At 72.1% G+C, this 21376-nt stretch carries 21 protein-coding genes; 3 read left to right on the top strand and 18 right to left on the bottom strand.

All coding sequences use genetic code 11. From position 1 onward, the window contains the following. The 16 genes from SNE206_RS31875 to SNE206_RS31800 all read right to left on the bottom strand — a co-directional run. Nucleotides 1–369 (bottom strand): SDR family oxidoreductase (locus SNE206_RS31875; protein ID WP_407917018.1); only part of this gene is annotated, 369 nt, incomplete at its 3' end. 155 nt (nt 370–524) lie between these two features. Further along, nucleotides 525–1733 carry an oxidoreductase gene (locus SNE206_RS31870; protein ID WP_407917017.1) on the bottom strand — a complete coding sequence of 403 codons (1209 nt, stop codon included), beginning with the start codon at nt 1731–1733 and terminating at the stop codon, nt 525–527. A gap of 231 nt (nt 1734–1964) precedes the next feature. Then, nucleotides 1965–2819: an SDR family oxidoreductase gene (locus SNE206_RS31865; RefSeq protein WP_407917016.1), complete on the bottom strand. Its 855-nt coding sequence runs from the start codon at nt 2817–2819 to the stop codon at nt 1965–1967. 185 nt (nt 2820–3004) lie between these two features. Beyond that, nucleotides 3005–3649: an NAD(P)-dependent oxidoreductase gene (locus tag SNE206_RS31860; RefSeq protein ID WP_407917015.1), complete on the bottom strand. Its 645-nt coding sequence runs from the start codon at nt 3647–3649 to the stop codon at nt 3005–3007. Between the two features lie 97 nt (nt 3650–3746). Further along, entirely contained in the window at nt 3747–4208 is a 462-nt protein-coding gene (locus SNE206_RS31855; protein WP_407917014.1) for a hypothetical protein, read from the bottom strand. Nucleotides 4209–4325: 117 nt separating this feature from the next. Next, complete coding sequence (locus SNE206_RS31850) at nt 4326–5171, bottom strand: fumarylacetoacetate hydrolase family protein (RefSeq protein ID WP_407917013.1); 846 nt, start codon at nt 5169–5171, stop codon at nt 4326–4328. Between the two features lie 171 nt (nt 5172–5342). After that, complete coding sequence (locus SNE206_RS31845; protein ID WP_407917012.1) at nt 5343–5903, bottom strand: VOC family protein; 561 nt, start codon at nt 5901–5903, stop codon at nt 5343–5345. 76 nt (nt 5904–5979) lie between these two features. Next, the gene (locus SNE206_RS31840; RefSeq protein ID WP_407917011.1) at nt 5980–6834 is read right to left on the bottom strand and encodes an oxidoreductase; all 855 of its coding nucleotides are present in this window, start codon (nt 6832–6834) and stop codon (nt 5980–5982) included. Nucleotides 6835–6956: 122 nt separating this feature from the next. Next, nucleotides 6957–8165, bottom strand: coding sequence for a sugar ABC transporter substrate-binding protein (locus SNE206_RS31835; protein WP_407917010.1), 1209 nt, complete (start codon nt 8163–8165; stop codon nt 6957–6959). Nucleotides 8166–8232: 67 nt separating this feature from the next. Continuing rightward, on the bottom strand, nt 8233–9288 hold the full coding sequence (locus SNE206_RS31830) for an ABC transporter permease (RefSeq protein ID WP_407917009.1): 1056 nt from the start codon (nt 9286–9288) through the stop codon (nt 8233–8235). 43 nt (nt 9289–9331) lie between these two features. Continuing rightward, nucleotides 9332–10945: a sugar ABC transporter ATP-binding protein gene (locus SNE206_RS31825; RefSeq protein ID WP_407917008.1), complete on the bottom strand. Its 1614-nt coding sequence runs from the start codon at nt 10943–10945 to the stop codon at nt 9332–9334. 203 nt (nt 10946–11148) lie between these two features. Next, nucleotides 11149–12360: an acyl-CoA dehydrogenase family protein gene (locus tag SNE206_RS31820; protein ID WP_407917007.1), complete on the bottom strand. Its 1212-nt coding sequence runs from the start codon at nt 12358–12360 to the stop codon at nt 11149–11151. Between the two features lie 29 nt (nt 12361–12389). After that, the gene (locus SNE206_RS31815) at nt 12390–12932 is read right to left on the bottom strand and encodes a flavin reductase family protein (protein ID WP_407917006.1); all 543 of its coding nucleotides are present in this window, start codon (nt 12930–12932) and stop codon (nt 12390–12392) included. A 94-nt stretch (nt 12933–13026) separates the two neighbouring features. Next, the gene (locus tag SNE206_RS31810; RefSeq protein ID WP_407917005.1) at nt 13027–13986 is read right to left on the bottom strand and encodes a dihydrodipicolinate synthase family protein; all 960 of its coding nucleotides are present in this window, start codon (nt 13984–13986) and stop codon (nt 13027–13029) included. 13 nt (nt 13987–13999) lie between these two features. Continuing rightward, nucleotides 14000–14575, bottom strand: a complete 576-nt coding sequence (locus SNE206_RS31805; RefSeq protein WP_407917004.1) for a VOC family protein — start codon at nt 14573–14575, stop codon at nt 14000–14002. Nucleotides 14576–15171: 596 nt separating this feature from the next. Next, complete coding sequence (locus tag SNE206_RS31800) at nt 15172–15921, bottom strand: GntR family transcriptional regulator (protein WP_407917003.1); 750 nt, start codon at nt 15919–15921, stop codon at nt 15172–15174. Between the two features lie 441 nt (nt 15922–16362). Here SNE206_RS31800 and SNE206_RS31795 point away from each other — a divergent pair, with 441 nt between their 5' ends. The 3 genes from SNE206_RS31795 (at nt 16363) to SNE206_RS31785 (ending at nt 19126) form a co-directional block, all read left to right on the top strand. Beyond that, the gene (locus SNE206_RS31795) at nt 16363–16878 is read left to right on the top strand and encodes a SigE family RNA polymerase sigma factor (protein WP_407917002.1); all 516 of its coding nucleotides are present in this window, start codon (nt 16363–16365) and stop codon (nt 16876–16878) included. Between the two features lie 11 nt (nt 16879–16889). Continuing rightward, on the top strand, nt 16890–17294 hold the full coding sequence (locus SNE206_RS31790; RefSeq protein WP_407917001.1) for a cellulase: 405 nt from the start codon (nt 16890–16892) through the stop codon (nt 17292–17294). 125 nt (nt 17295–17419) lie between these two features. Continuing rightward, a complete protein-coding gene (locus SNE206_RS31785) occupies nt 17420–19126 on the top strand; it encodes a dolichyl-phosphate-mannose--protein mannosyltransferase (RefSeq protein ID WP_407917020.1) in 1707 nt (568 codons plus the stop codon). 91 nt (nt 19127–19217) lie between these two features. On the opposite strand, the gene SNE206_RS31780 is transcribed toward SNE206_RS31785, so the two are convergent. Together SNE206_RS31780 and SNE206_RS31775 are read right to left on the bottom strand one after the other, a co-directional pair. Further along, nucleotides 19218–19610, bottom strand: coding sequence for a CBS domain-containing protein (locus tag SNE206_RS31780; RefSeq protein ID WP_407917000.1), 393 nt, complete (start codon nt 19608–19610; stop codon nt 19218–19220). 87 nt (nt 19611–19697) lie between these two features. After that, nucleotides 19698–21275 carry a DEAD/DEAH box helicase gene (locus SNE206_RS31775; protein WP_407916999.1) on the bottom strand — a complete coding sequence of 526 codons (1578 nt, stop codon included), beginning with the start codon at nt 21273–21275 and terminating at the stop codon, nt 19698–19700. Between the last annotated feature and the right edge of the window lie 101 nt (nt 21276–21376).

The raw sequence follows: 21376 nt of genomic DNA, 5'->3' as shown, positions 1-21376 counted from the left end.
CACGGCCCGCTCGACCGCGAGCTTGGCCTGGTGGTTGAGGAGCGCCTCGATCTGCGGGTGCACCACCGAGAACTGCACGAAGTGCTGCACGTCGTGCCGCCGCGCCTCCGCCACCACGGCACGACCGATGTCCGCCTCACGGTGATGGAACAGCGGACCGATGTGCACCACCGACTCCACCCCCTCCATCGCCTTCCGCAGCTCGGACGGCTCCAGCAGATCCGCCACCACGCTCTCGGCCGCACCCAGGTCACGGACCTCGTGGACCGACGACGCGATGTCCGCCGCACGGACCTCCTTGCCCTCACGCGCCAATGCTCGAATCAGACTGCGGCCGGTACGGCCACTCGCAGCGGTTACCAGGATCACGACGTCTCCAGATGATCGGTTCGGGTCGGGCGGTGAATCTGTGGGAAAGCGGAGCTGTTGTGTGCGGCACGCGGGGAAGCGCCCGTGCGGTCACGGAGGGGGCGGTCCGGCGACCGACCCGCACTCGGCCGGACTGCACGGGCGCGGGACGGGACCTAGATCATCGGGGTGATCCGCTCCTCGGAACCGACGAGCGCCTTGCCGTAGATCTCGTAGCAGACCATCGGCAGGATGCCGGCGTGCCGCGAGGCGACCTCGGAGTCGCGCCAGATCCGCTGCAGCGGGTTGGCCTCGGCGAAGCTGCCCGAGCCGTGCGCGTAGAGCAGGACGTCGATCGCCTTCACGACGTTCTCGATCGCGTAGCCGATGTCCGCACGGATCCGCGCCCGGTCGAGGAATTCGAGCTTCCCGCCGCCGGCCGCGGCCGTGTCGAGGTCGTCGGTCACCCGGTGGGCGTGGAAGTGCGCGGTGTCGAGCAGCATCGTCGCCTGGGCCAGCTGGATCTGGAAGGCCACCGAGTCGGCCTGGCGCGAGTAGACGGTGTTGGCGACGCCCTTGGTGTTCGCCTTCTCCTTCACGATCTGCAGCGCGGCCCGGCCCAGGCCGAGCTGCGGCCCGACCATGCCGACGGCGAAGAACGGCCCGAGCGGCGAACGGTAGAGGGATTCCTCGGTGAACTCCGTCGGGAAGTGGCCCTCGATCGCCGGGCCGACCGACATCAGCCGGTGCTCCGGGACGAACACGTCCGTGGCGATGAGGCAGTTGGAGCCCGAGGCGCGCATGCCGGCGACGAACCAGGTCTCCTGCAGGTCGAGGTCGCTCCGCGGGACCAGGGCCATCGCCATGTCGACGACCTCACCGGCCTCGTTGGTGACGGGCACGCTGAGGACGGCCCAGTCGGCGTGCCAGGAGCCGGAGTTGTAGAACCACTTGCCGGTGACCCGGAAGCCCCCGGCCACCTTCGTCGACTCGACGAGCGGCGAGAAGACACCCGACACGAGGGCCCCGGGGTTCTCCCCCCAGACGTCGTCCTGGGCCTGGGCGGGGAAACAGCTTGCCAGCCAGGCGCCCGAGTTGAGCAGCGAGACCACCCACGCCGTACCGCCGTCCGCCTCGCCCACGGCCGCGGAGACGTCGACGAGGGCGCGCATCGAGGTCTCGTACCCGCCGTAGCGCTTCGGCTGCAAGATCTTGAACAGCCCTGCCTGCTGGAGGGCCTGGATGCTCTCCTCCACCACGCGGCGGTCCTGCTCGCCCTGCGCCGAGTTGCCGCGCAGCAGCGGTCGCAGCGCCTCGGCGCGGGCGACGAGGTCGGCCGCATCGGGGTCGCCGGTGAGGGTGTTGGTGTCAAACGACGTGGTCATGCGTTGTCCCTCGAAGATCAGCGCCGCGCGGGCGCGTGGTGTCTGCATACACGCGGGTGCCGGGGCGGCGGTGACGCCCGGCCCCGCGCTCCTCACTCTGAGTCGATCTCTGCCACGGCGTCGCGCGACCGGCGGTGACGGCCGGGCGACCACCCTGGTCCTTCCAGTGTGTCCCGCCGTGCAGGACCGGGAGGGGCGGGCCCGAGGGCGCCGTCCCGGCCCCGGGGGCGGTCAGGCCTGGAGGTCCGCCGCGGCGAGCTGCCGCGCCACGTACGCGCGGAGCGTCGTCGGGGGGCGGCCTAGCAGCCAGCTGAGCACGTTCGGGTTGCCCGTGATGCCGTAGCGGCTGTAGTGGCCCCACAGCCGGTACATCGCGTCGTAGGGGAACTCGGCCTCCGCCGACTGCTGGCGCTCGCTGCTCGCGAAGTCGCTCACCGGCTGGAGCTCGGTCGTGACGGGGCGCCCCGACACCTCGCCGATGACGGCCGCGATCTCGTGACCGTTCACGTAGTCGGACCCGCACAGCTCGTACGTCGCGTAGTGGTGGTGCGGGTCGCCGACCACCTTCGCCGCCACCTCGGTGACGTCCTCCATGTCGACCTGCGCCAGGCGCGTGTCGTGCGAGAAGGGCTTCCGGTGGACCCCCGAGCGGACGGTGCCGGCGACGTCGATGTTCTGCAGGTAGTGCATCGGCTGCAGGATCGTGAACGGGATCGGCGACTCGACCACGGCCCGCTCGACCGCGAGCTTGGCCTGGTGGTTGAGGAGCGCCTCGATCTGCGGGTGCACCACCGAGAACTGCACGAAGTGCTGCACGTCGTGCCGCCGCGCCTCCGCCACCACGGCACGACCGATGTCCGCCTCACGGTGATGGAACAGCGGACCGATGTGCACCACCGACTCCACCCCCTCCATCGCCTTCCGCAGCTCGGACGGCTCCAGCAGATCCGCCACCACACTCTCGGCCGCACCCAGGTCACGGACCTCGTGGACCGACGACGCGATGTCCGCCGCACGGACCTCCTTGCCCTCACGCGCCAATGCTCGAATCAGACTGCGGCCGGTACGGCCACTCGCCGCTGTCACGAGAATCAAGGGAACCTCCGGATTACGTGGCCCGCCCGTCGCCGGGCGGGCCAGCCAAACGCTGTATTGCCGTACGTGCCCGGCCTCCGCGGACGCTGCGCCGTGGACGGTGCGCCACGAACACTGCGCCGCGGACGGTGCGTCCTGGGCGGTGCGTCCTGGACGCCGGGCGATCCGGACCGCCGTCAGTAGGCGACCGTGAACCGCTCACGGCGGTGGACGAGGTTCTCGATCTCGTCGACGAAGGCCGTGGCGAAATCCGCCCCGGAGATCTCCGCGAGGCCCTTCCCGTCGGTCAGCATGACCTCGCCGCCGACGCGGAACGTCCCCGTCGCCTCGCCCGGGGCGTAGCTCCCGAAGCCCCGGGGAGGGCTCAGGACGAACCAGTCGAGCTCCGGGTCGCTGCCGCGGAGCGACTGCAGCACCGCGTCACTGATGCGCGCGTACTCCCGGAACTGCTCCGGGAACCAGGGCGCCTCGTAGACCTTCGGTCCGTCCGCCGTGACCAGCAGCGACCCTGCGCCGCCCACCACGCCGAGGCGGGCGCCCCGGCTGCGGGCGAGTTCGGCGATCTCCGCGTTCAGCTCCACGAAGCCGTCCTGGAGCTCCCCGCTCGGCGCCAGCGCGACGACGATCACCTCCGCGCCGGCCGCCGCACGTTCGAGGTCCGCCCGGTTCTGTGCGGACCCGGTGACGGAGACGATCCCCTCGATCGCCTCGTCCGACGCCTTGCGGCTGAAGGCGACGACCTCGTGCCCCCGTGCGGCTGCCTCGCGGGCGATGGCGCTGCCGGCGTACCCGGTGCCGCCGAGAACGGTGATGCGGGCCATGAGGCCTCCCAACTGGTCTGCGCCGGGGCCTCTCCCCGACGTGCACTGCACTGCCGCGGCACCCGGACGCTCCCGGTGTGCCGGCCCCGCGACCGGCTCAGCCGACCTCGGCCGCCGAGGCCACGAGCGCCCCCGCCGCGATCGCCGCGTAGGCCTCCCGGACGGCCGGGACGAGCGCCCTGGCGCGCTCGGGGTCGGACTGCTCGGCCCGGAGCTTGAGGATCTCCCCGGAGCGGCGGTCGGCGGGCACGTCGGCGGTGCGCGCCGTGACCAGGACGTGGAAGTGCGGGAAGGCCTCCCCGAACATGAGCATGTACGTGGCCTCCGCCCCGGTGGCCCGGGTGACGGCGTCGACCAGGTCCCTGGCGCGCCGGCCGAACGTCTCCTGCTCCTCCTCGGTCAGGCCGGTGATCCGCTCCGCGTGACGGCGGGTGCGCAGGAAGAACCACCCGGGGACGTCGTAGCCGGGGACGATCTCGCCGGCCCAGAGCTCGTCGCGGAACACCACGTGGGACTCCTCGGAATTCTCGAGTCCGCAGATCAGGCAGTTCGGTTCCATGTGTCCGTCCATTCGCTTCGGGGTCGTACGGGGAGTGGTCGTGCAGGGAGCGGTCGTGCGGGCAGTGCTCGTGCGGGCAGTGCTCGTGCGGGGGTCCGGCGGAGGCCGGGGAGGCCGTCAGGTCCCGGCGCTGAAGCGCGTGCGGATCGATCCGATGCCCTCGACGGTGGTGACGAGCTCGTCGCCGGGCTGGATGAGCACCTTGGGATCCCGGGCGAAGCCGATGCCCGACGGCGTACCGGTGAAGATGACGTCGCCGGGTGCCAGGGGCACGGTCGCGGACAGCCGGGCGATGATCTCGGCGACCGGGAAGATCATGAGCTTCGTGCGGGACCGCTGCATCGACACGCCGTTCAGGGTGCAGCTGATCGCGAGGTCGTCCGGGTTCTCGAACTCGTCGACGGAGACGAGGGCCGGCCCCATCGGCGCGAAGCCGGGGAAGGACTTGCCCATGCTGAACTGGGGGGTCGGCGGGCGGAGTTGCAGCTCCCGCTCGGAGAGGTCCTGCCCCACGGTCAGTCCGGCGACGTGGTCCCAGGCCTGGGCCGCGTCGATCCGGTGGGCGTGCCGGCCCATGACGATCACGAGTTCGGCCTCGAAGTCGACCGAGCCACGGGGCAGTTCGACCTCGGCGAACGGGCCGGTGATCGAGGAGCGGAACTTCGCGAAGACGACCATGGCGTCGGTGGAGGCGTCGAGCCCCGCCTCCTCCGCGTGGTCGAGGTAGTTGAGGCCGATCGCGAAGACCTGTCCGGGCCGGGGGGCCGGCGAGTCGAGCTGCGTCTCGTCCAGGGGCTTCACCGCGGCGTCGGCCGCGCCGGCCGCCCAGGCCCGGAACTCCGCCCAGCGTTCGTAGACCGCGTGGACATCCGGCGGGAACAGACCGTCGCTCGCCTCGGCGATGTCGACGACTCCGTCGCCCACGAGCAGGCCGGGCCTGCCTGCCACGCTGACGATCCTCATAGGGGTACTCCTCATCTCGGCGCTTTCCGGGACGGGCCCGGGAGACACCGACCGACCACTGGAACAGCGGACTTCAATATATGTTATAACAGTCAGGTTTTGGCAAGCCCGAAGCCGGTGGATCCAGGCCGGCCCCCGGCCCCGGCACCGCCGGGGCCGGGGAGCCTCGCCTCAGTCGGCCATCGGGTGCGGGAGCTCGGGGCTCGTCCTGAGCGCCCACTCCCGGGTCTGCAGCTCGGCGACCGCCACACCGGCCCGTCGTGCCTCCACCATCAGCTCGGGCCGGTACCGCACGCCGATCGGATCGGCGTCGTACTCCGGGCCCTCCATGTAGGCGGTGGCCTCGTCCGCCGTGGCGAAGTTGTCGACCTGCATCTCCACGTGGTTGCCGTCGGGGTCCTCGTAGTACAGCGAGGTCGTGACGCCGTGCTGGACGGGCTTCCACGGCTCGATGCCCGCGGCCAGGAGCTCCTGGTACCGGTCGAGCAGTTCGTCGAGCGAGTCGAAGGTGTACGCGACGTGGTTCACGAGCGCCGCCTTCGGCGACTTGCGCTCCAGGCCGGGGATGTGGGCCAGGGCGATGCGGTGGTGCTCGTCGTCGAAGGTGAGGAAGGTCAGGCCGTGGCCCTCGTAGACGACGCGGGCACCCAGCAGCGCGCAGTACCACTCGCGCATCGCGTCGGGCTGGGACGTCTGGAACACGACGTGGGCGAAGCGGGGGGTGGAGGTCATGCTCGTCTCTCCTCTGCTGGGGTGGTGGGCGGCTGGGCCTGCGGCGCGGGTGTCCGTGCGGGGACGCCCGGCCGCGTCAGCCCGCGATCGCGTCGAGTGCGGCGACGGCGTCCTCGGGGAGGTCGAGCGCGGCACTGGCGACGTTCTCGCGCAGGTGCCCGACCGAGGACGTGCCCGGGATCAGCAGGATGTTGGGCGACCGCTGCAGGAGCCACGCCAGCGCGACGGCCTTGGGGGTCGATCCCAGGCGGGCCGCGACGTCGTCGAGGACCCCGGACTGCACCGGGGAGAACCCGCCGAGCGGGAAGTAGGGCACGTAGGCGATCCCCTGCTCCGCGAGGTCGTCGATCAGGGCGTCGTCGCCGCGGTTCGCGATGTTGTACATGTTCTGCACGCACACCACGGGCGCGATCGCCCGGGCCTCGGCGACCTGCCCGGCGGTGACCGTGCTGAGCCCGAGGTGCCGGATGAGGCCCTGCTGCTGCAGCTCGGCGAGGACGGTGAGGGGCTTGGCCACCGACTCGTCCGGGCCGCCCATCCGCAGGTTCACGACGTCGAGGGCGTCCAGGCCCAGGTTGGTCAGGTTGTCCTGGACGGCCTGGCGCAGCTGGGCGGGCTCGGCGGCCTGCGGCCAGCCTCCCGTCTCGTCGCGGGCGAATCCGACCTTGGTCACGATGTGCAGGTCGCCCGGGTACGGGTGGAGGGCCTCGCGGAGGATCCCGTTGGTGACGTGCGGGCCGTAGTAGTCGCTGGTGTCGATGTGCGTGATGCCCAGCTCGACGGCCTCGCGGACGACCGCGACCGCGGCGGCCCGGTCGGCGGGGGGACCGAACGCCCCCGGGCCGGTGAGCTGCATGGCGCCGTAGCCCATCCGGGTCACGGTGAGGTCGCCGCCGAGGACGTACGTTCCTCCGGGGACGGTGTGCGGCATGTCGGGTGCTCCTGGTGTTCCGATGGTGGGTGTTGCCTGTGTGGTCCCGGGCGCGGCGGCGCCGGCTCGTGCGGTGCCGCCGCTGCCCGGTCCCGGACGGGGTCGCGGAGGGCGACCGGTGCTCAGCGCGCGCCCCACAGCTGCGCGTAGGTGTTGCGGAACGTGCCGTCGGTGAACCACGCCCCGTTCTTGAAGTCGTCGACGCTCCGGCCGTTCACGGAGTTGATGTTGCTCTTGTTGAAGATGCGCCGCGGGATGGTGTAGGCGGTCTGCTCCGGGATCTCCGTCCCCGCCATCATGCGCAGCAGGCGGTCGGTGTTGTTCCACGCCACGAGTGCCGGGTCGACGGCGACGTCCGCCAGCTGGGTTCCGTTCGCGAGCCGCTGCATCGCCGTGACGTCCGACCCGTAGCCGACCAGCTTCAGCTTGTCGGCCCGGCCGGAGAGCTGCATGCCCTGGATGGCGGGCGGGCTGGCCGGCTGGTCGTAGCTCACGAAGACGTAGTCGATCTCCGGGTGCGAGTTGAGCGCGACGCTGACGGTGGTCGGGATCTTCTGGACGGCCGTGCTCTCCCAGGCCGCCGTGGTCACCTTGCAGCCGGGGCACTGGGTCTTGAACTCGTCGAGGACCGCGTCGGACGCCCGCTTCGTGGTGCTGGTCGACGTGGTGTTCACGAAGAGCACGTTCGCGTCGCCGCCCGAGTCGGCGATGATCGCGTCCGCCATCAGCCGGGCTCCGACGTCCTGGCCGTTGTCCGTGGTGACGACCTTCCCCGCCAGCGCCGGGGGCAGCGGGTCGGAGACGTCGGAGGCGACGACCGGGATGCCGGCCTCGGCCGCCGCCGTGTAGGCGTTCCTGGCCAGGGCGAACGGGAGCGAGTCCGTGATGATGCCGACCGACTTGGCGGCGACGGCCTGGTTGATGCACTGGGTCGCGACGGTGGGCTGCGCCTGGGCGTCGCAGACCTGGACCTTCATGCCGAGCAGGGCGGCGGCCGCGGTGATCTGTTCGAGCTCGGCCTGGAAGTACGTCGCCTTCAGGGTGATGGGGATGTAGGCGATGGTGCCGTCCTTGAACTTGTCGAGGCCGGTGATGCCGCCGCCCGGCGCCTTGAACGAGTCGAGGACCCGCACGTGGCTCTCGACCGCTGCCGTGGCGAGCTCGACGCCCTTGGCGTTCGTCACGCCGCCGTCGGACCCGCCGGACGTGGCCGAGCTGCCGCAGGCGCTCAGGCCGACGGCCGTGAGGGCGGCGACGGCGACCGCCGTCCAGGTGGTGCCGGCCGGTCTGCGGCCCGCGTTCGACGATCCGTGATTCAGCGTGCTTCTCATGCGTTTCCCTCGGTTCACGGGTGGGTGATGACCGCCACCGCGGCTCGGTGGCTGTCGGCCGTACTGGTCAGGAATGCCGCCGGTCCCGACGGAACAGCGTGGAGAGGACGATGGCGATGATGAGTGCCGAGCCGTAGAAGACGTCGCTGATCCAGCCCGCGAAGCCGAGGAGCTGGAGCCCGACGATGCCGGTCGCCAGGAAGTAGATGGCGATCATGCTTCCGGCGGGGTTGAATCTGCCCGGCTGGATGACGGCCGTGCCGAGGAACGTCGCCGACAGGGCGGGGAGGAGGTAGGAGGACGCGCTCGCCGGGTCGAACCCGCCGACGGTGCCGACGAGCAGCACGCCGCCGACACCGCAGAGCAGCGAGGACGAGATGTACGCGCCCACCCGGATCCGGTTGACCCGCACCATGGCGAGTCGTGCGACGTTGCGGTTGGAGCCGACGAACAGCATGTGGCGGCCGAGCGGGGTGGACGTCATCACGTAGGTGAAGACGGCGGCCACCGCGAGTCCGTAGAAGAAGCTGACCGGCAGGCCGAGCACCTTCGTCGCGGCGACCTTGTAGAGCGACGGGCTGTCGAGGAAGACGCTGCCGCCGTTGGAGATCCGGGAGGACACGCCGGTGAGGAGGGTGGCCACGCCCAGCGTCGTCACGATCGGGTTGATGCCGATCTTGATGATGAGCAGCGCGTTGAAGGCGCCGACCCCCACGGCGACCGCCACGGCCACGATCGCCGCGAGCCACACGTTCAGGCCCTGTTCGCTGACGAGCACGGCGACCAGGGTCGCGGAGAGTCCGGCGACCGCCGCCACCGAGAAGTCGAACTCGCCCACCGAGAAGGCGCAGAGGGCGCCGAGTGCGATGAACACCAGGGCCTGCTGGGAGCCGAAGATCGTCTGGAGCGTTCCGGTGGTGGGGAACTGGTCGGGGCTGAGCAGCCCGAACGTGATGAACAGGGCGATCCAGACGAGGATCAGGCTGCCCCGGCGTGACAGGTCCGCCAGTCCTTTCCGCCGGTGGCCCGGGGCGGTGGGGGCGGGCCGCTCCCCCGGTCCGGGGTCGGGGGCCGGGGTGAGCCGCGCGCGGGCGGTGGACGTGGCGCTCTCGTTCGGTGTCATGGTGGTGTCTCCTTGGTGGTGCACGGCCGGGCGGTGTACCGGGTCAGGCATAGGTGGCCCTGGTGATCGCTTCGGCGGTGACGTCGTCTCCCAGCTCCAGGTGGTCCCGGCCTGCGCGCAGGACGATCACCCGGTCGCACACGGCCGCGAGGTCCTGCACCTCGATCGAGCAGATCACGACGGCCTTGCCCTCGTTGGCGGCTCCGCGGAGGGCCCGCAGGATGTCCAGGCGGGCGCCGACGTCGACGGCCTGCGTCGGCTCGCAGGCCATCAGGACCTGCGGTGCGTTCAGGAGCCACTTGGAGATCAGGAGCTTCTGCTGGTTGCCGCCGCTGAAGGAGCCGACCGGGGCGTTGGGCAGCGCCGGCCTGATGCCGAAGGAGTCGACCGCCGCCTTGAACTCCCGTTGCTGCCAGCCCCGGCCGAGGAAGAGGCGTCCCCGTTTCGTCACGCGGGGGAGGGTGACGTTCGCCATCGCGCTCACCTCGGCCGCGAGTCCGTCCTCCATGCGGTTCTGGGGGATGACGGCCAGCCCGGCGTCGTGGAGGGCGTCGCGGTTCGTGACCGGCAGGGCGAACTCCCGGCCGCCGACCCTGAGCCGGCCGCCGCAGGCGCGGGTGTTGCCGCCGATGATGTCCGCGATCTCGTCCAGACCGCAGTCGCCGGCGCCGGTGATGCCGATGACCTCGCCGCCGTGCACCTGCAGGTCGAGCTTGCGGAGGGTCCGGCCGGAGACGCCTGTGACGTCGAGGGCGACCTCCGGCTTGACGGCGTGGGGGTCGACGGCGGCCCCGATGCGGCCGCTCGCCAGTTCGCGGCCCAGGATCAGCCGGCTCAGCTCGGCCTCGCTGAGGTCCGTGACGGGAACGCCTTCGGCGACCGCCTTCCCGTCACGGAGCACGGTCACCCGGTCGGCGAGGCTCATGACCTCGTCGAGGCGGTGGCTGACGATCAGGATCCCGGTGCCGGAGCGCGCGATGGTGCGCAGGATGTCGTAGAACTCGGGCAGGGTCTCGCGCGGCAGCGACTGGGTGGACTCGTCGAACACGATGCAGCCGGTGCCGGGGTGACGGCCCTGGACGGCTCGCGCGATCGCGACGACCGCGCGCTGCCCTGCGGGCAGCGATCCCATCCGTGCGTCCATGGGGATCGAGGCGTTGAGTCTCGCGAAGGACTCCTCCGCCAGGCGGCGCTCCTGCTCCCAGGCGATCTTCCGGAGGACGCGGCCGGGCCTGTACTGGCCCACCCGCACGTTCTCCACGACGGTCAGGTCGTCGACCAGGCCGAGGTCCTGGTGGACGAACGCGAGGTTGTGCTCCCGGAGGTCGGCCGGGCGGACGGGGGTGGAGAGGGCCTGGCCCCCTACGCGGATCTGCCCGGCGTCGGCGGTGTAGACACCGGAGAGGATCTTGATCAGGGTCGACTTCCCCGACCCGTTCTGCCCCACCAGGGCGTGGATCTCGCCCGGCGCGACGGTCAGGTCGACGTCGCTGAGGACGGTCGCGCGCCCGAAGCGCTTCGTGAGGCCCCGGATCTCCACCGCCTCGCGGCCGCGCGAGCCCTTCGGAAGGGGCGCCGCGCCGGTCGATCCGCGGCTCCAGGCGTCGTCGCCGGCTCGGGCGGGTGTTCGACTGACCTGTGCCTTTCTGCTCCGCATCAGTTCTCCTGCCTCCGGGTCAGCACTGACCCGGGGCTCGATGTGCAGTGACTGACGTCACTCTCAGGCATAAGCAAATATATGTGATAACAGTAGTCTTTGCACTGCTCCCCGGCCGGGAATTCGGATGGGCCGTCCCGGCGCTCTCCCGGTGCGGATCCCGCAGGCCCGGTCCCCGGGCAGACGGCGCAGGGGCACCGGCCTCAGAGCATCGGGGTGATGTTCGCGTCACGGGCCAGCATCGCCGTGCCGTACATCTCCAGGCTCACCCCGGGAACGATGTACGCGTGCCGGCCCGCCACCGCCGAGTCGCGCCAGTGCCGCTGGATCACGTTGTTCTCCGCGAAGCCGGCCGCACCGTGGGCGAAGAGGAGCAGGTTGATCGCCTTGGTGACGTTCTCCACCACCCAGCCGGCGTCGGCCCGCGCGCGGGCGCGCAGGAGCTCGTCGGGGAAGCTGCCCTCGCGGGCGGCCCGGTCGATCTCGTCGACGGCGCGGTAGGCGTGCAGGTGGGCGGTGTCGATCAGCATCGCCGCCTCGGCGATCTGGTGCCGGAAGACCGGCGAGTCCGCCTGCGTCGGGTAGAAGGTGAAGGTGAGCGGCTTGACGGCCGCCTTCGCAGTCACCAGTTCGAGCACCTTGCGCCCCATGCCGAGCTGGGGGGCGGCGATGCCCAGCGCCAGGACCGGCGTGAAGGCGCTGCGGTAGAGCGTCTCGTCGGTGTGCTCGGTGGCCACCTCGCCCTGCCAGGCCTTCGGCGCCGAGATGATGCGGTGGTCGGGGACGAAGACGTCCCTGGCGATGAGGCAGTTGGAGCCCGACGACTTCATGCCGGCCACGAACCACGTCTCCTCGAAGTCGAGGTCGGCCCGCGGGACGAGCGCGATGCCGTGGTCGACGGCCTCGCCGGCCTCGTTGACGACCGGCATCCCGAGCACCGCCCAGTCGGCGTGCCAGGAGCCGGAGTTGTAGTACCAGCGCCCGTTCACCACGAACCCGCCGTCCACCTTGACGGACTCCGCGCTCGGGGTCACGACACCGGAGATCTTGGCGTCGGGGTTGGTCTTCCAGACGTCGTCCTGGGCCTGCTCGGGGAACAGCCCCGTCATCCAGGCGCACTGGTTGCAGAGGGTCACGACCCACGCGGTGCCGCCGTCCGCCTCGGCGACGGCTGCGGACGCCTCGATCTGCGTGCGCACCGACATCTCGTAGCCGCCGTACCGCTTGGGCTGGGCGATCCTGAAGACGCCGGCCTCGGTGAGGGCCCTGATGCTCTCCTCCACCACGCGGCGGTCCTGCTCTCCCTGCGCCGCGTTCTTCTCCAGCAGGGGGTGGAGCTCCCTGATCCGGGCCACCAGTTCCTCGGTGCTGGGTGCGGTGCCTGCGGTCGGCGCTTCGGTGGTTGCGGATACCATGGTGCGTTCCTTCTCGTATCGGGTGGTCGTCAGCGGGCCAGGGCGGCGAGGGAATCGGTGATCGCCGGGCGGCGCCGCTCGTCGTAGCGGGAGTGGGTGCCGAAGGTGCGGTACGCGTAGACGAGCGGGGGAAGTTCCGCCCGGCTCGCGCCGACGACGTGCCCGAGGAGGAGCAGGTGGTCACCGCCCTCCACCGCCTCGTGCAGGTCGCATTCGAGCCATCCGGCGGCCCCGTCGAGGCGGGGCAGGCCGTGGTCGACGTGCCAGTCGATCTGCGCGAACCGGTCGACGCCGCGCGTGGCGAACAGGATCGCGAGATCGGCCTGGGCGTGGCCGAGCAGGTTCACGCCGAACCGGCCCTCGGTCAGGATCTGGGCCAGCACCCGCGATCCGCGGTCGAAGGCCACGGTCACGAGCGGCGGATCGAGCGAGAGCGAGGCGAAGGAACTCACCGTCGCGCCCGCCGGTCCTTCCTCGCCGGCCGTCGTGACCACGGTGACCGGCGCACAGACGCCCGCCATCATGTCGCGGAAGACCTGCGGCGCAACGCTGCGGCTCTCGGTCGTCATCATGTGCTCCTCTGCGTGGGCCTGCTGTCACCGCGCCTCGCCGGGCGGCCGGCCGGTCGCGGCGCGACCGTGCCGACGGCCACGGTGCGGCCCGGCCTCATGCCAGGCCTTCGAGGTCTCGAAGGCCGACGGCGTCGATCATCAGGGCGAGGGCCTTGGTGGCGTCCTCGCCCAGTTCGAGGTACGGCTTGCGGGCGTGACCCCCGGGAAGGCCCAGGATGCGCAGCATCGCCTTGTAGACGACGACCCGCGGCGCGGAGAACTCGGCGGCGAACCCGGAGATCCCGCTCCACAGCCGGGTCACGGTGCGGTAGGCCTCCCCCGCCGCGGAGACGTCCCCCCGGTGCAGCGCGTCGTGGAGGCTGCGGCACAGGCGCGGGGCCACGTTCTGCAGGTTGTCCAGCTCCCCGGCCGCCCCGGCCGCGAAGGAGAACATCAGCTTCTGCGTCATCGTCAGCACCGTCGTGCGCGGCGCGAACCGTGCGACGAACTCGGCGACGTTGTGCTGGTCGGGGTGGTGCTTGAAGATCCCGACCACGTGGGGGTGGTCCGCCAGCGGCCGGTCGAAGACGGACGCCGGCACCTCGAACCCGGTCATGAAGTTGCTGGACAGGACGACGGGCACCTCGACCGCCGAGAGCACCTCGTCGTAGAACTGCCGGAGCATCCCGGCGGTCGGGGAGAACGAGTGGCCCAGGGTCGGCGGGTAGAGCTGCACGGCGTCGGCCCCGCGTGCCGCGGCCTCGGCAGCGAAGCGGATGTTCTGCGCCGCCGTCGGGAACTCCCGGTTGCCCGCGACCACCGGGCTGCGGCCCGCCGCCTCCTCGGACACGATCTCCAGGACCCGGAGGATCTCCGGGTCGCTCATCTGCGCGCCCTCGCCGGTGGCGGGGCTCGCCGGCCAGAAGCCGACGTTCTCGCGGGCCATCCACTGCACGTGGGCGCGGAGCGCACCTTCGTCGAGGTCGCCGTCCCGGTTGAACGGGGTCAGTCCCATCACGTAGGAACCGGCGGGGAGGCCGGGCGGCCGGGCGGCCGTACGTGGCTCTCGCATCATGCGTCTGTTTCCCTCAGTTGCCTCCGCCCATGAGTATGGGCATCGGGTCGGGCAGGTGGGAGTCGAGCGCCCAGGCACGGTCGGAGAGCTGCTCCACCGTGGCGCCGTTGGAGCGGGCGTCGAGCAGTGCTTCCGGGTCGAAGGAGGGGCCGACGGAGTCGGCCGCGTACTCCGGCCCCTTCATGTAGGCGGTGGCGTCGTCCGGCTCCGCGAACCGGTCGATCTGCATCTCGACCATGTTGCCGTCGGGGTCGCGGTAGTACATCGACGTGGTGACGCCGTGCGCGATGCAGACCGTGGGCAGCACGCCCTTGTCGCGCAGCAGGACGTACCTGGCGAGCAGGTCGTCGATGGAGTCGAACGTGTACGCGACGTGGTGCATCGCGGCCGTGTCGGGCGTCTTGCGCTTCAGCGGGACGGGCGGGTGGATCAGGGCGACCCGGTGGTGTTCCTCGTCGAACGTGATGAACGAGAGGGCGTCGTCTCGGTAGACGACGTGGCCGTCGAGGACGGTGCAGTACCAGTCGCGCATCTCTTGCGGCTGGGCCGTCTGGAAGACGACGTGTGCGAACTTCGGGCTCGCGGGCATGGCGGATCTCCCTGGCTCTTCCGTCGGACCGGGACAGGCGGCGCCGGCGTCGCTCCGGGCGCTTCGATGGCCTGTCGTGCGCCTCACCCTAGCGGTGATATGTGATAACAGGAACCCTCCGGGCGGCTTCTTTCCCCGGATCGAGACCTCCGCGCGTGACGGCGGGGCTTCGAACACCAGCGGTCGACACGGCGTGCAGCAGCCACCCGAACGCCCGTGACCTGCGCAGATGTCGCCCCCGGCGCACAGCCCGGGGAACCGGACCCCGGCGCCGCCCGGCCCGGCACACGGCAGCAGGCCCCCGCCGCCGCCCTCCCCCGCGACCGGGAGCGGCGGCCCCGCAGCGGAAGGGCGGCGCAGCGAGGCACAGAGCGCGGAGAGGCACAGAGGGAGGGTGGTGCGGAGGGGCGCGGTGGAAACCGGCGCAGCCGGCAGCGCTCACGCGGAGGGGGGCGACAGGGGGGCGGTGGAGATCGTCACGCCGCGCCGGGCGGCATCACCGGCGTCGTGACACACGGCGGCGGGCCCGGGGCGGGCCCGGGGGAACGCCGCCGGGACGCCGGGCAGGCGGGGCCGCGGTGCCGAGTACGGAACGGTCAGTCGACGATGGCCGAGATGCCCTGCTGGGCGATCCGCTCGTTCGTGTCGAGGTGGACCATGACGGCCTGGGCGGCGCGGCCGGGATCGCGCTCCGCCACCGCGGCGAGGAGCTGCGCGTGCGCGGCTTCCCGCCGGTGGGGCTCGTCGGGGTCGTTGTCGCGGCCGCCGAAGGCGAGGCGGACGTAGCGTTCGGCCGCGTGCCAGAGCATGTTGAGCATGCGGAGGTCCCAGTCGGTGGCCGCGGGACGCAGCAGGTCGAGGTGGAACTCGTGGTGGACTTCGTAGATCTCGTCGAGTCCGAGGCGCTCGTTGCCGAAGATGGCCAGGTGGGACATGAGCCGGGCGTGGTCGCGGTCGGTCAGCAGGAGGCACGCCCGCCCGACGAGCTCCGGTTCGATCTGTCGGCGCAGCCGGTAGACGGCGCGCAGGTCGTCGTGGCTGAGCGGGGCGACCGTGGCACTCTTCCCGCGCGCGGTGATGACGAGGCCCTGGCCTTCGAGGTGCCGCAGGGACTCGCGGACTGGGATGATGCTGACGCCGAGGCGACCCGCGATCTCACGCAGGGAGAACTCCTGCCCGGGGGGCAGGTCACCGGCGAGGATGGACCGACGGATCTCCTTGGTCACCTGCTCCACCACCGACAGTGGCTGCACGCGGCGTACGCCGGCCGTGCTCACTCCTGCCACGTTGGCCCTCCCTCGGGGCAGCTCCACAAGCACCGCCAGCGCCCAGATGTTATCAGACATATCACAGCAGTGTCCCGGTTGTGACGCAACGGTCCGCGGGAGCGGACCGGTGCAGTACACACGACCCACCCGGTACGCGTCGACACCTCCCGCCGACCCGCAAGGCCGCCGCTCCGCGCCGCACCTGACGCGCCGTCCGCCACGGCCGGCGGACGACCCGGCCGTACGGCCCGCCCCGCCGCGTCGCCGGTGACGGCCCTCCGGCTCCGGACGTCGACGCCGGGCCCGCGGACACGACCGGGCCGGACATGTGACCCACGCCACAGGCCGGGGGTGCATAGCGAGGCAGGGGCCAGCGTCTTTGTTAAGGGTGCAGGGCCGTGTCCGCGGTCGTGCGACGGCGCCGTGCACGGTCGATGACGCGTGCACCGCGCTGCATCCCGGGAGTACGGGACTGCGGGAGTGCAGGAGAGGCCGGCGTACCCGGCAGGGAGGTGAGGGGTGGCGTTGACGGGGCAGGTGCGGGCCGACGGGTTCGACCGGTTCGTGGCGGCCCGGTGGTCGGCGCTGCTCCACCTGGCGCGGCTGCTCACCGGCGGGGACCGGCACCGGGCCGAGGACCTGTTGCAGGAGGCGCTGGTCAAACTGTGGTTCGCCTGGCCGAAGGTGGCCGAGCAGGCCCCCGAGGCGTACGTGCGCAGGATCCTGGCCCGTGCCGCGGCCCGTTCGGCACGGCGGCGCTGGTGGGGCGAGCACCCTGTCGACCAGTTGCCCGACCCGCCGGGGGTGGGCGACGAGACCGCCGCCGTGGACGAACGGACCCGGCTGGAGGCGATGCTGGCGCTGTTGCCGGCCCGGCAGCGGACCGCGGTGGTGCTGCGCTACTACCAGGACCTGCCCGAGCAGTACGTCGCGGAGGTGCTGCGGTGTCCGGTGGGTACCGCCCGTTCGCTCACGGCACGCGGTGTTGCGCGGCTGCGGAAACTCCTGGCCGAGGCCGTCGAGCCGGTCGGGTGAGGAGGGGAACCATGGATCACTTCGAGCAGGAACTCGCACGGATGATGCGTGACGGTCAGGAGGACACGCCCTACGAGACCCGGCACCGGGACCGGCTGCACGTCGGCGTCCGCGCCCGGCAGCGGGCCCGGACGGCCTGGACGGCCACCGGATCGGTGCTGGCCGTGGCCGGACTCGGAGTCGGACTGGTGGTCCTGACGAGCCCCTTCGCCCAGGGCGGCCCGACCGGTCCGCAGCCGCGCCCCCTCGCCTCCACCGGGTCCGCCCCGATGCCGTCGACGGTCCGCCCCGTCTCCACGGCCGAGGGGGCGCCGGTGCCGTTCCGCCCGTCGGCGCCCGAGCCGGCCACCCTGCCGGCCCGGACCCCGGTCTCCGGAGCGGCGCCCCGGCCGGTTTCGAGCAGCCCCGTCGGCTGAGGCCCGACCGGGCCCGCACGACCACCGGCGGTGGCCCGGCGGCAGGTCCCCACACGTCCCGTCCGTCCGTCCACGAGTAGGGAGCTCACCCCGTGGTGCATGAGAACGCGCCCGCGTCCGTCGACGTGTCACGAGTCGACGTGTCACGAGAGGTGGTGGAAAGCCGGCCGGCCTCCTGGGAGCGGCGGCTGCGCGGCGTCGGTCACGTCGGGCGTCCGCCCGTGTCCGTACGGGACCGCCTGGTCGTGCCGTTCCCCGGGCCCGGGTCGCGGACGTGGCGCGTGCCCGGGCTGTCCCCGGCAGTGGCGGGCCTGCTGGCGCGGTGGTCGGGATGGGCCGGGCCGCTGCTGGTGGCGCTCTGCGCCGGGCTGCCGCGCTTCCGGCACCTGGGCAGTCCGCGGGCCGTCGTGTTCGACGAGACGTACTACGCCAAGGACGCCTGGTCCCTGCTGCGGCTCGGCTACGAGGGCACCTGGCCGGACCGCACGGTCTCCGACCCGCAGATCCTGGCCCGTCCCCGGGTGATCCCGCTCTCCGACGCCGGGGCCTTCGTCGCGCACCCGCCGGCGGGCAAGTGGGTGATCGCCCTCGGCGAGTGGATGTTCGGCCTCACCCCGTTCGGCTGGCGCTTCGTGACGGCGGTCCTCGGCACGCTGTCGGTGCTGATGCTGTGCCGCATCGGACGCCGCCTGTTCCGTTCGACGCTCCTGGGCTGCGTGGCCGGAGCGCTGATGGCGGTGGACGGCCTGCACTACGTGCTGAGCCGCACCGCCCTGCTCGACCTCGTCGTCATGTTCTTCGTCCTGGCGGCGTTCGGATGCCTGCTCGTCGACCGGGACGGTGCGCGGGCCCGGCTCGCGGCGGCCCTGCCGGTCGGCGAGGACGGCCGGGCACGCCCGGACGGACACACCGCCGACCGTGCCGGGACGGGGGTGCGCCCCTGGCGGCTCGCGGCCGGCGTCTTCCTGGGGCTGTCGGCCTCGACCAAGTGGAACGGCCTGTACTTCCTCGCCTCCTTCGTGGTCCTCACCCTGCTGTGGGACGTCGGCTCCCGCCGCGTGGCGGGGGCGCACCGTCCTTACCGCGCGGTGCTGCGCAGGGACCTCGGCGGGTCGGTGCTGTCCCTCGTCCCGGTCGCCGCCGTGACGTACCTGGTGACCTGGACCGGCTGGTTCCTCTCCGACAACGGCTACGGACGCCACTGGGCGGACGGCCGCGGCGGCACCTGGTCGTGGATCCCCGCCCCGCTCCGCAGCCTGTGGCACTACGAGTACGGGGTGTACCAGTTCAACGTGGGGCTGCACAGCCCTCACACGTACCAGTCGAACCCCTGGAGCTGGCTGGTCCTCGGCCGCCCCGTGCTGTTCCACTACACGTCGGCGAAGCCCGGGACGGACGGCTGCCACGCGACGGCCGACTGCCCGCAGACGATCCTCGCGCTGGGGACACCGCTCCTGTGGTGGTCGGCCTGCGGCGCACTCGTGTACCTGCTGTACCGGTGGGCGCTCCGCCGCGACTGGCGCGCCGGCGCCGTCCTCTGCGCCGTGGGGGCGGGCTACCTGCCCTGGTTCCTGTACCAGGACCGCACGACCTTCTCCTTCTACGCGGTCGTCCTCGTGCCGTACCTGTGCCTGGCCGTCACGATGATGCTGGCGGCCGTGCTGGGCCCCCCGGGAGCGGACGGGAGGCGCCGCGTACGAGGCGTGGCGGCCGCAGGCGTGCTCGTCCTGCTCATCGTCGGGAACTTCCTCTACTTCCTGCCGGTCTACACCGGGCAGGCGATCCCGTACGCCGACTGGCACGCCCGGATGTGGTTCGGCACCTGGGTCTGAACCGACGGGCACCCGGCTCGCCCTCCGGGGCTGCGACGGCGGCGCCCGCTCCCCCGCCGCATCCGCCGACGCTCCCCGCCGGGGTGCGCGATCAGTTCCCGGACAGGCCGTGGGCGCCGAGGAGGCCGACGACGTGGCCGTCCTCGTCGACGACCGGCCAGGTCTCCAGGCCGCGGGAGCGCATGGCGGCGGCCGCGACGGCGGCGGGCATGCCGACGGTGGCGAACGGGGCACGGTCGTGCACGATGTTGCGCACCGGGGTGCGCTCGGTGTACCAGGACCGGGCCTGGAACGGCGCGAGGTGCAGGCGGGTCAGCAGTCCGGCGCAGCGGCCCTCCTCGTCGCGGACCAGGGCGTGGTCGGCGCCGGAGCTCCGCAGGATGTCCATCGCCGTGTCGACCGTGACGTCGTCGCCGATCTGCAGTTCCGGGTGCTTCATCAGGTCGCCGACCGTGACGGCGGGCTGTTCGAGAACGATGGTCATGGGCGAACTCCTTCGCGTGGAACGGGTTCTGGTGGTCGGTGCCCGGCGCGGGCCCGGCCCGTGGAGCGGGCCGGGCCCACGCGGTGTTCAGGCGGAGAGGGCGTCGCGCCTCGGTGCGGCGCCGCGGGAGCCGGTGCCGGTCTGCTGGGTGCGACCGGTGAAGGAGGGCCGGCTGCGGCGGTTGCGGCTGGTGGAGGCGCTGCGGCGGGGACGCTCCACCACGGGGGCGGCGACCACGACGGGCACGCCGGTGGGCACGCGGGCGCCGGTGATGCGGGCCAGCTCCTCGTCGCCGGAGTGCACCTGGGCGGAGGCGGGGGTGATGCCGGCGGTGGCCATCATCCGGGCCATCTCGCGGCGCTGGTTGGGCAGCACCAGGGTGACGACCCGGCCGGACTCGCCGGCCCGGGCGGTGCGCCCGCCGCGGTGCAGGTAGTCCTTGTGGTCGGCCGGCGGGTCGAGGTTGACGACCAGGTCGAGGCCGTCGACGTGGATGCCGCGGGCGGCGACGTTGGTCGCGATGAGCGCGGTCACCTGGCCGGTGCGGAACTGCTCCAGGGTGCGGGTGCGCTGCGGCTGCGACTTGCCGCCGTGCAGGGCCGCGGCCTTCACCCCGTTCGCGAGCAGGTCGAGCACGAGGCGGTCGGCGCCGTGCTTGGTGTCGGTGAACATGATCACGCCGCCCTCGCGGGAGGCGATGTGCGCGATCGCGGCGTCCTTGTCGCGGTTCTGCACGTGCAGCACGTGGTGCTCCATGGTGCTGACCGTCGCGGCGGACGGGTCCACGGAGTGCGTCACCGGGTCCTCCAGGAACCTGCGGACCAGCCGGTCGACGTTGCGGTCCAGGGTGGCGGAGAACAGCATCGTCTGGCAGCCGGTGGCGACCTGCTCCAGCAGCTCCGTGACCTGCGGCAGGAAGCCCATGTCGGCCATCTGGTCGGCCTCGTCCAGCACCGCGATGCTCACCCCGTCGAGCTGGCAGTCACCGCGCTGGATCAGGTCCTTCAGCCGGCCCGGCGTGGCCACCACGACCTCCGCACCGCGGTTCAGCGCCTGCGCCTGGCGGCCGATCGACATCCCGCCGACCACCGTCGCGAGGCGCAGCCGGACCGCGTGGGCGTAGGGCGTGAGGGCCTCGGTGACCTGCTGGGCCAGCTCGCGCGTCGGGACCAGCACCAGGGCCAGCGGACGGCGGGGCTCGGCCCGCTGTCCGGCGGTGCGCGCCAGCACGGCGAGGCCGAAGGCGATGGTCTTCCCGGAGCCCGTGCGGCCACGCCCGAGGACGTCGCGGCCGGCCAGCGAGTTCGGCAGCGTGGCGGCCTGGATCGGGAACGGGGAGGTGACGCCCTGCCGGGTCAGCGTCTGCAGCAGCGCCTTCGGCATGTCCAGCTCGTCGAAGGACTCGACGGCCGGCAGCGACGGAGTGGTGCTGACCGGCATCGCGAACTCGCCCTGGACGGACGATCCCTGACGCCGGGCCGAGCCGGAGGAACGCGATGCCCCGCCGTAGCGGGAGCCCGAACCGGAGCTGGAGCCGTAGCCGGAACCGGAGTTGGAGCCGGATCCGCTGCCGAAGCGGGAGCCGTAGCCGCTGCCGCCGGCGCGTGAGCCCGCGGCGGAGCGTGAGTTGGAGTTCTGGTACGAAGAACGACTGGAGCGGTTCATGCGAAAACCTTCCTCAGGGCGGCACGTCGCCAGGAGGACTCCGCGGCGCGGGCGCCGGCGGAGATCGCAAGGAACGGGCCAGAACGTGTGAAGAGCGGGGC

The organism is Kitasatospora sp. NE20-6 (assembly GCF_045862635.1).
Note: the sequence above shows the minus strand (reverse complement) of the source record. Positions and strands in the feature narration are given on the sequence as shown.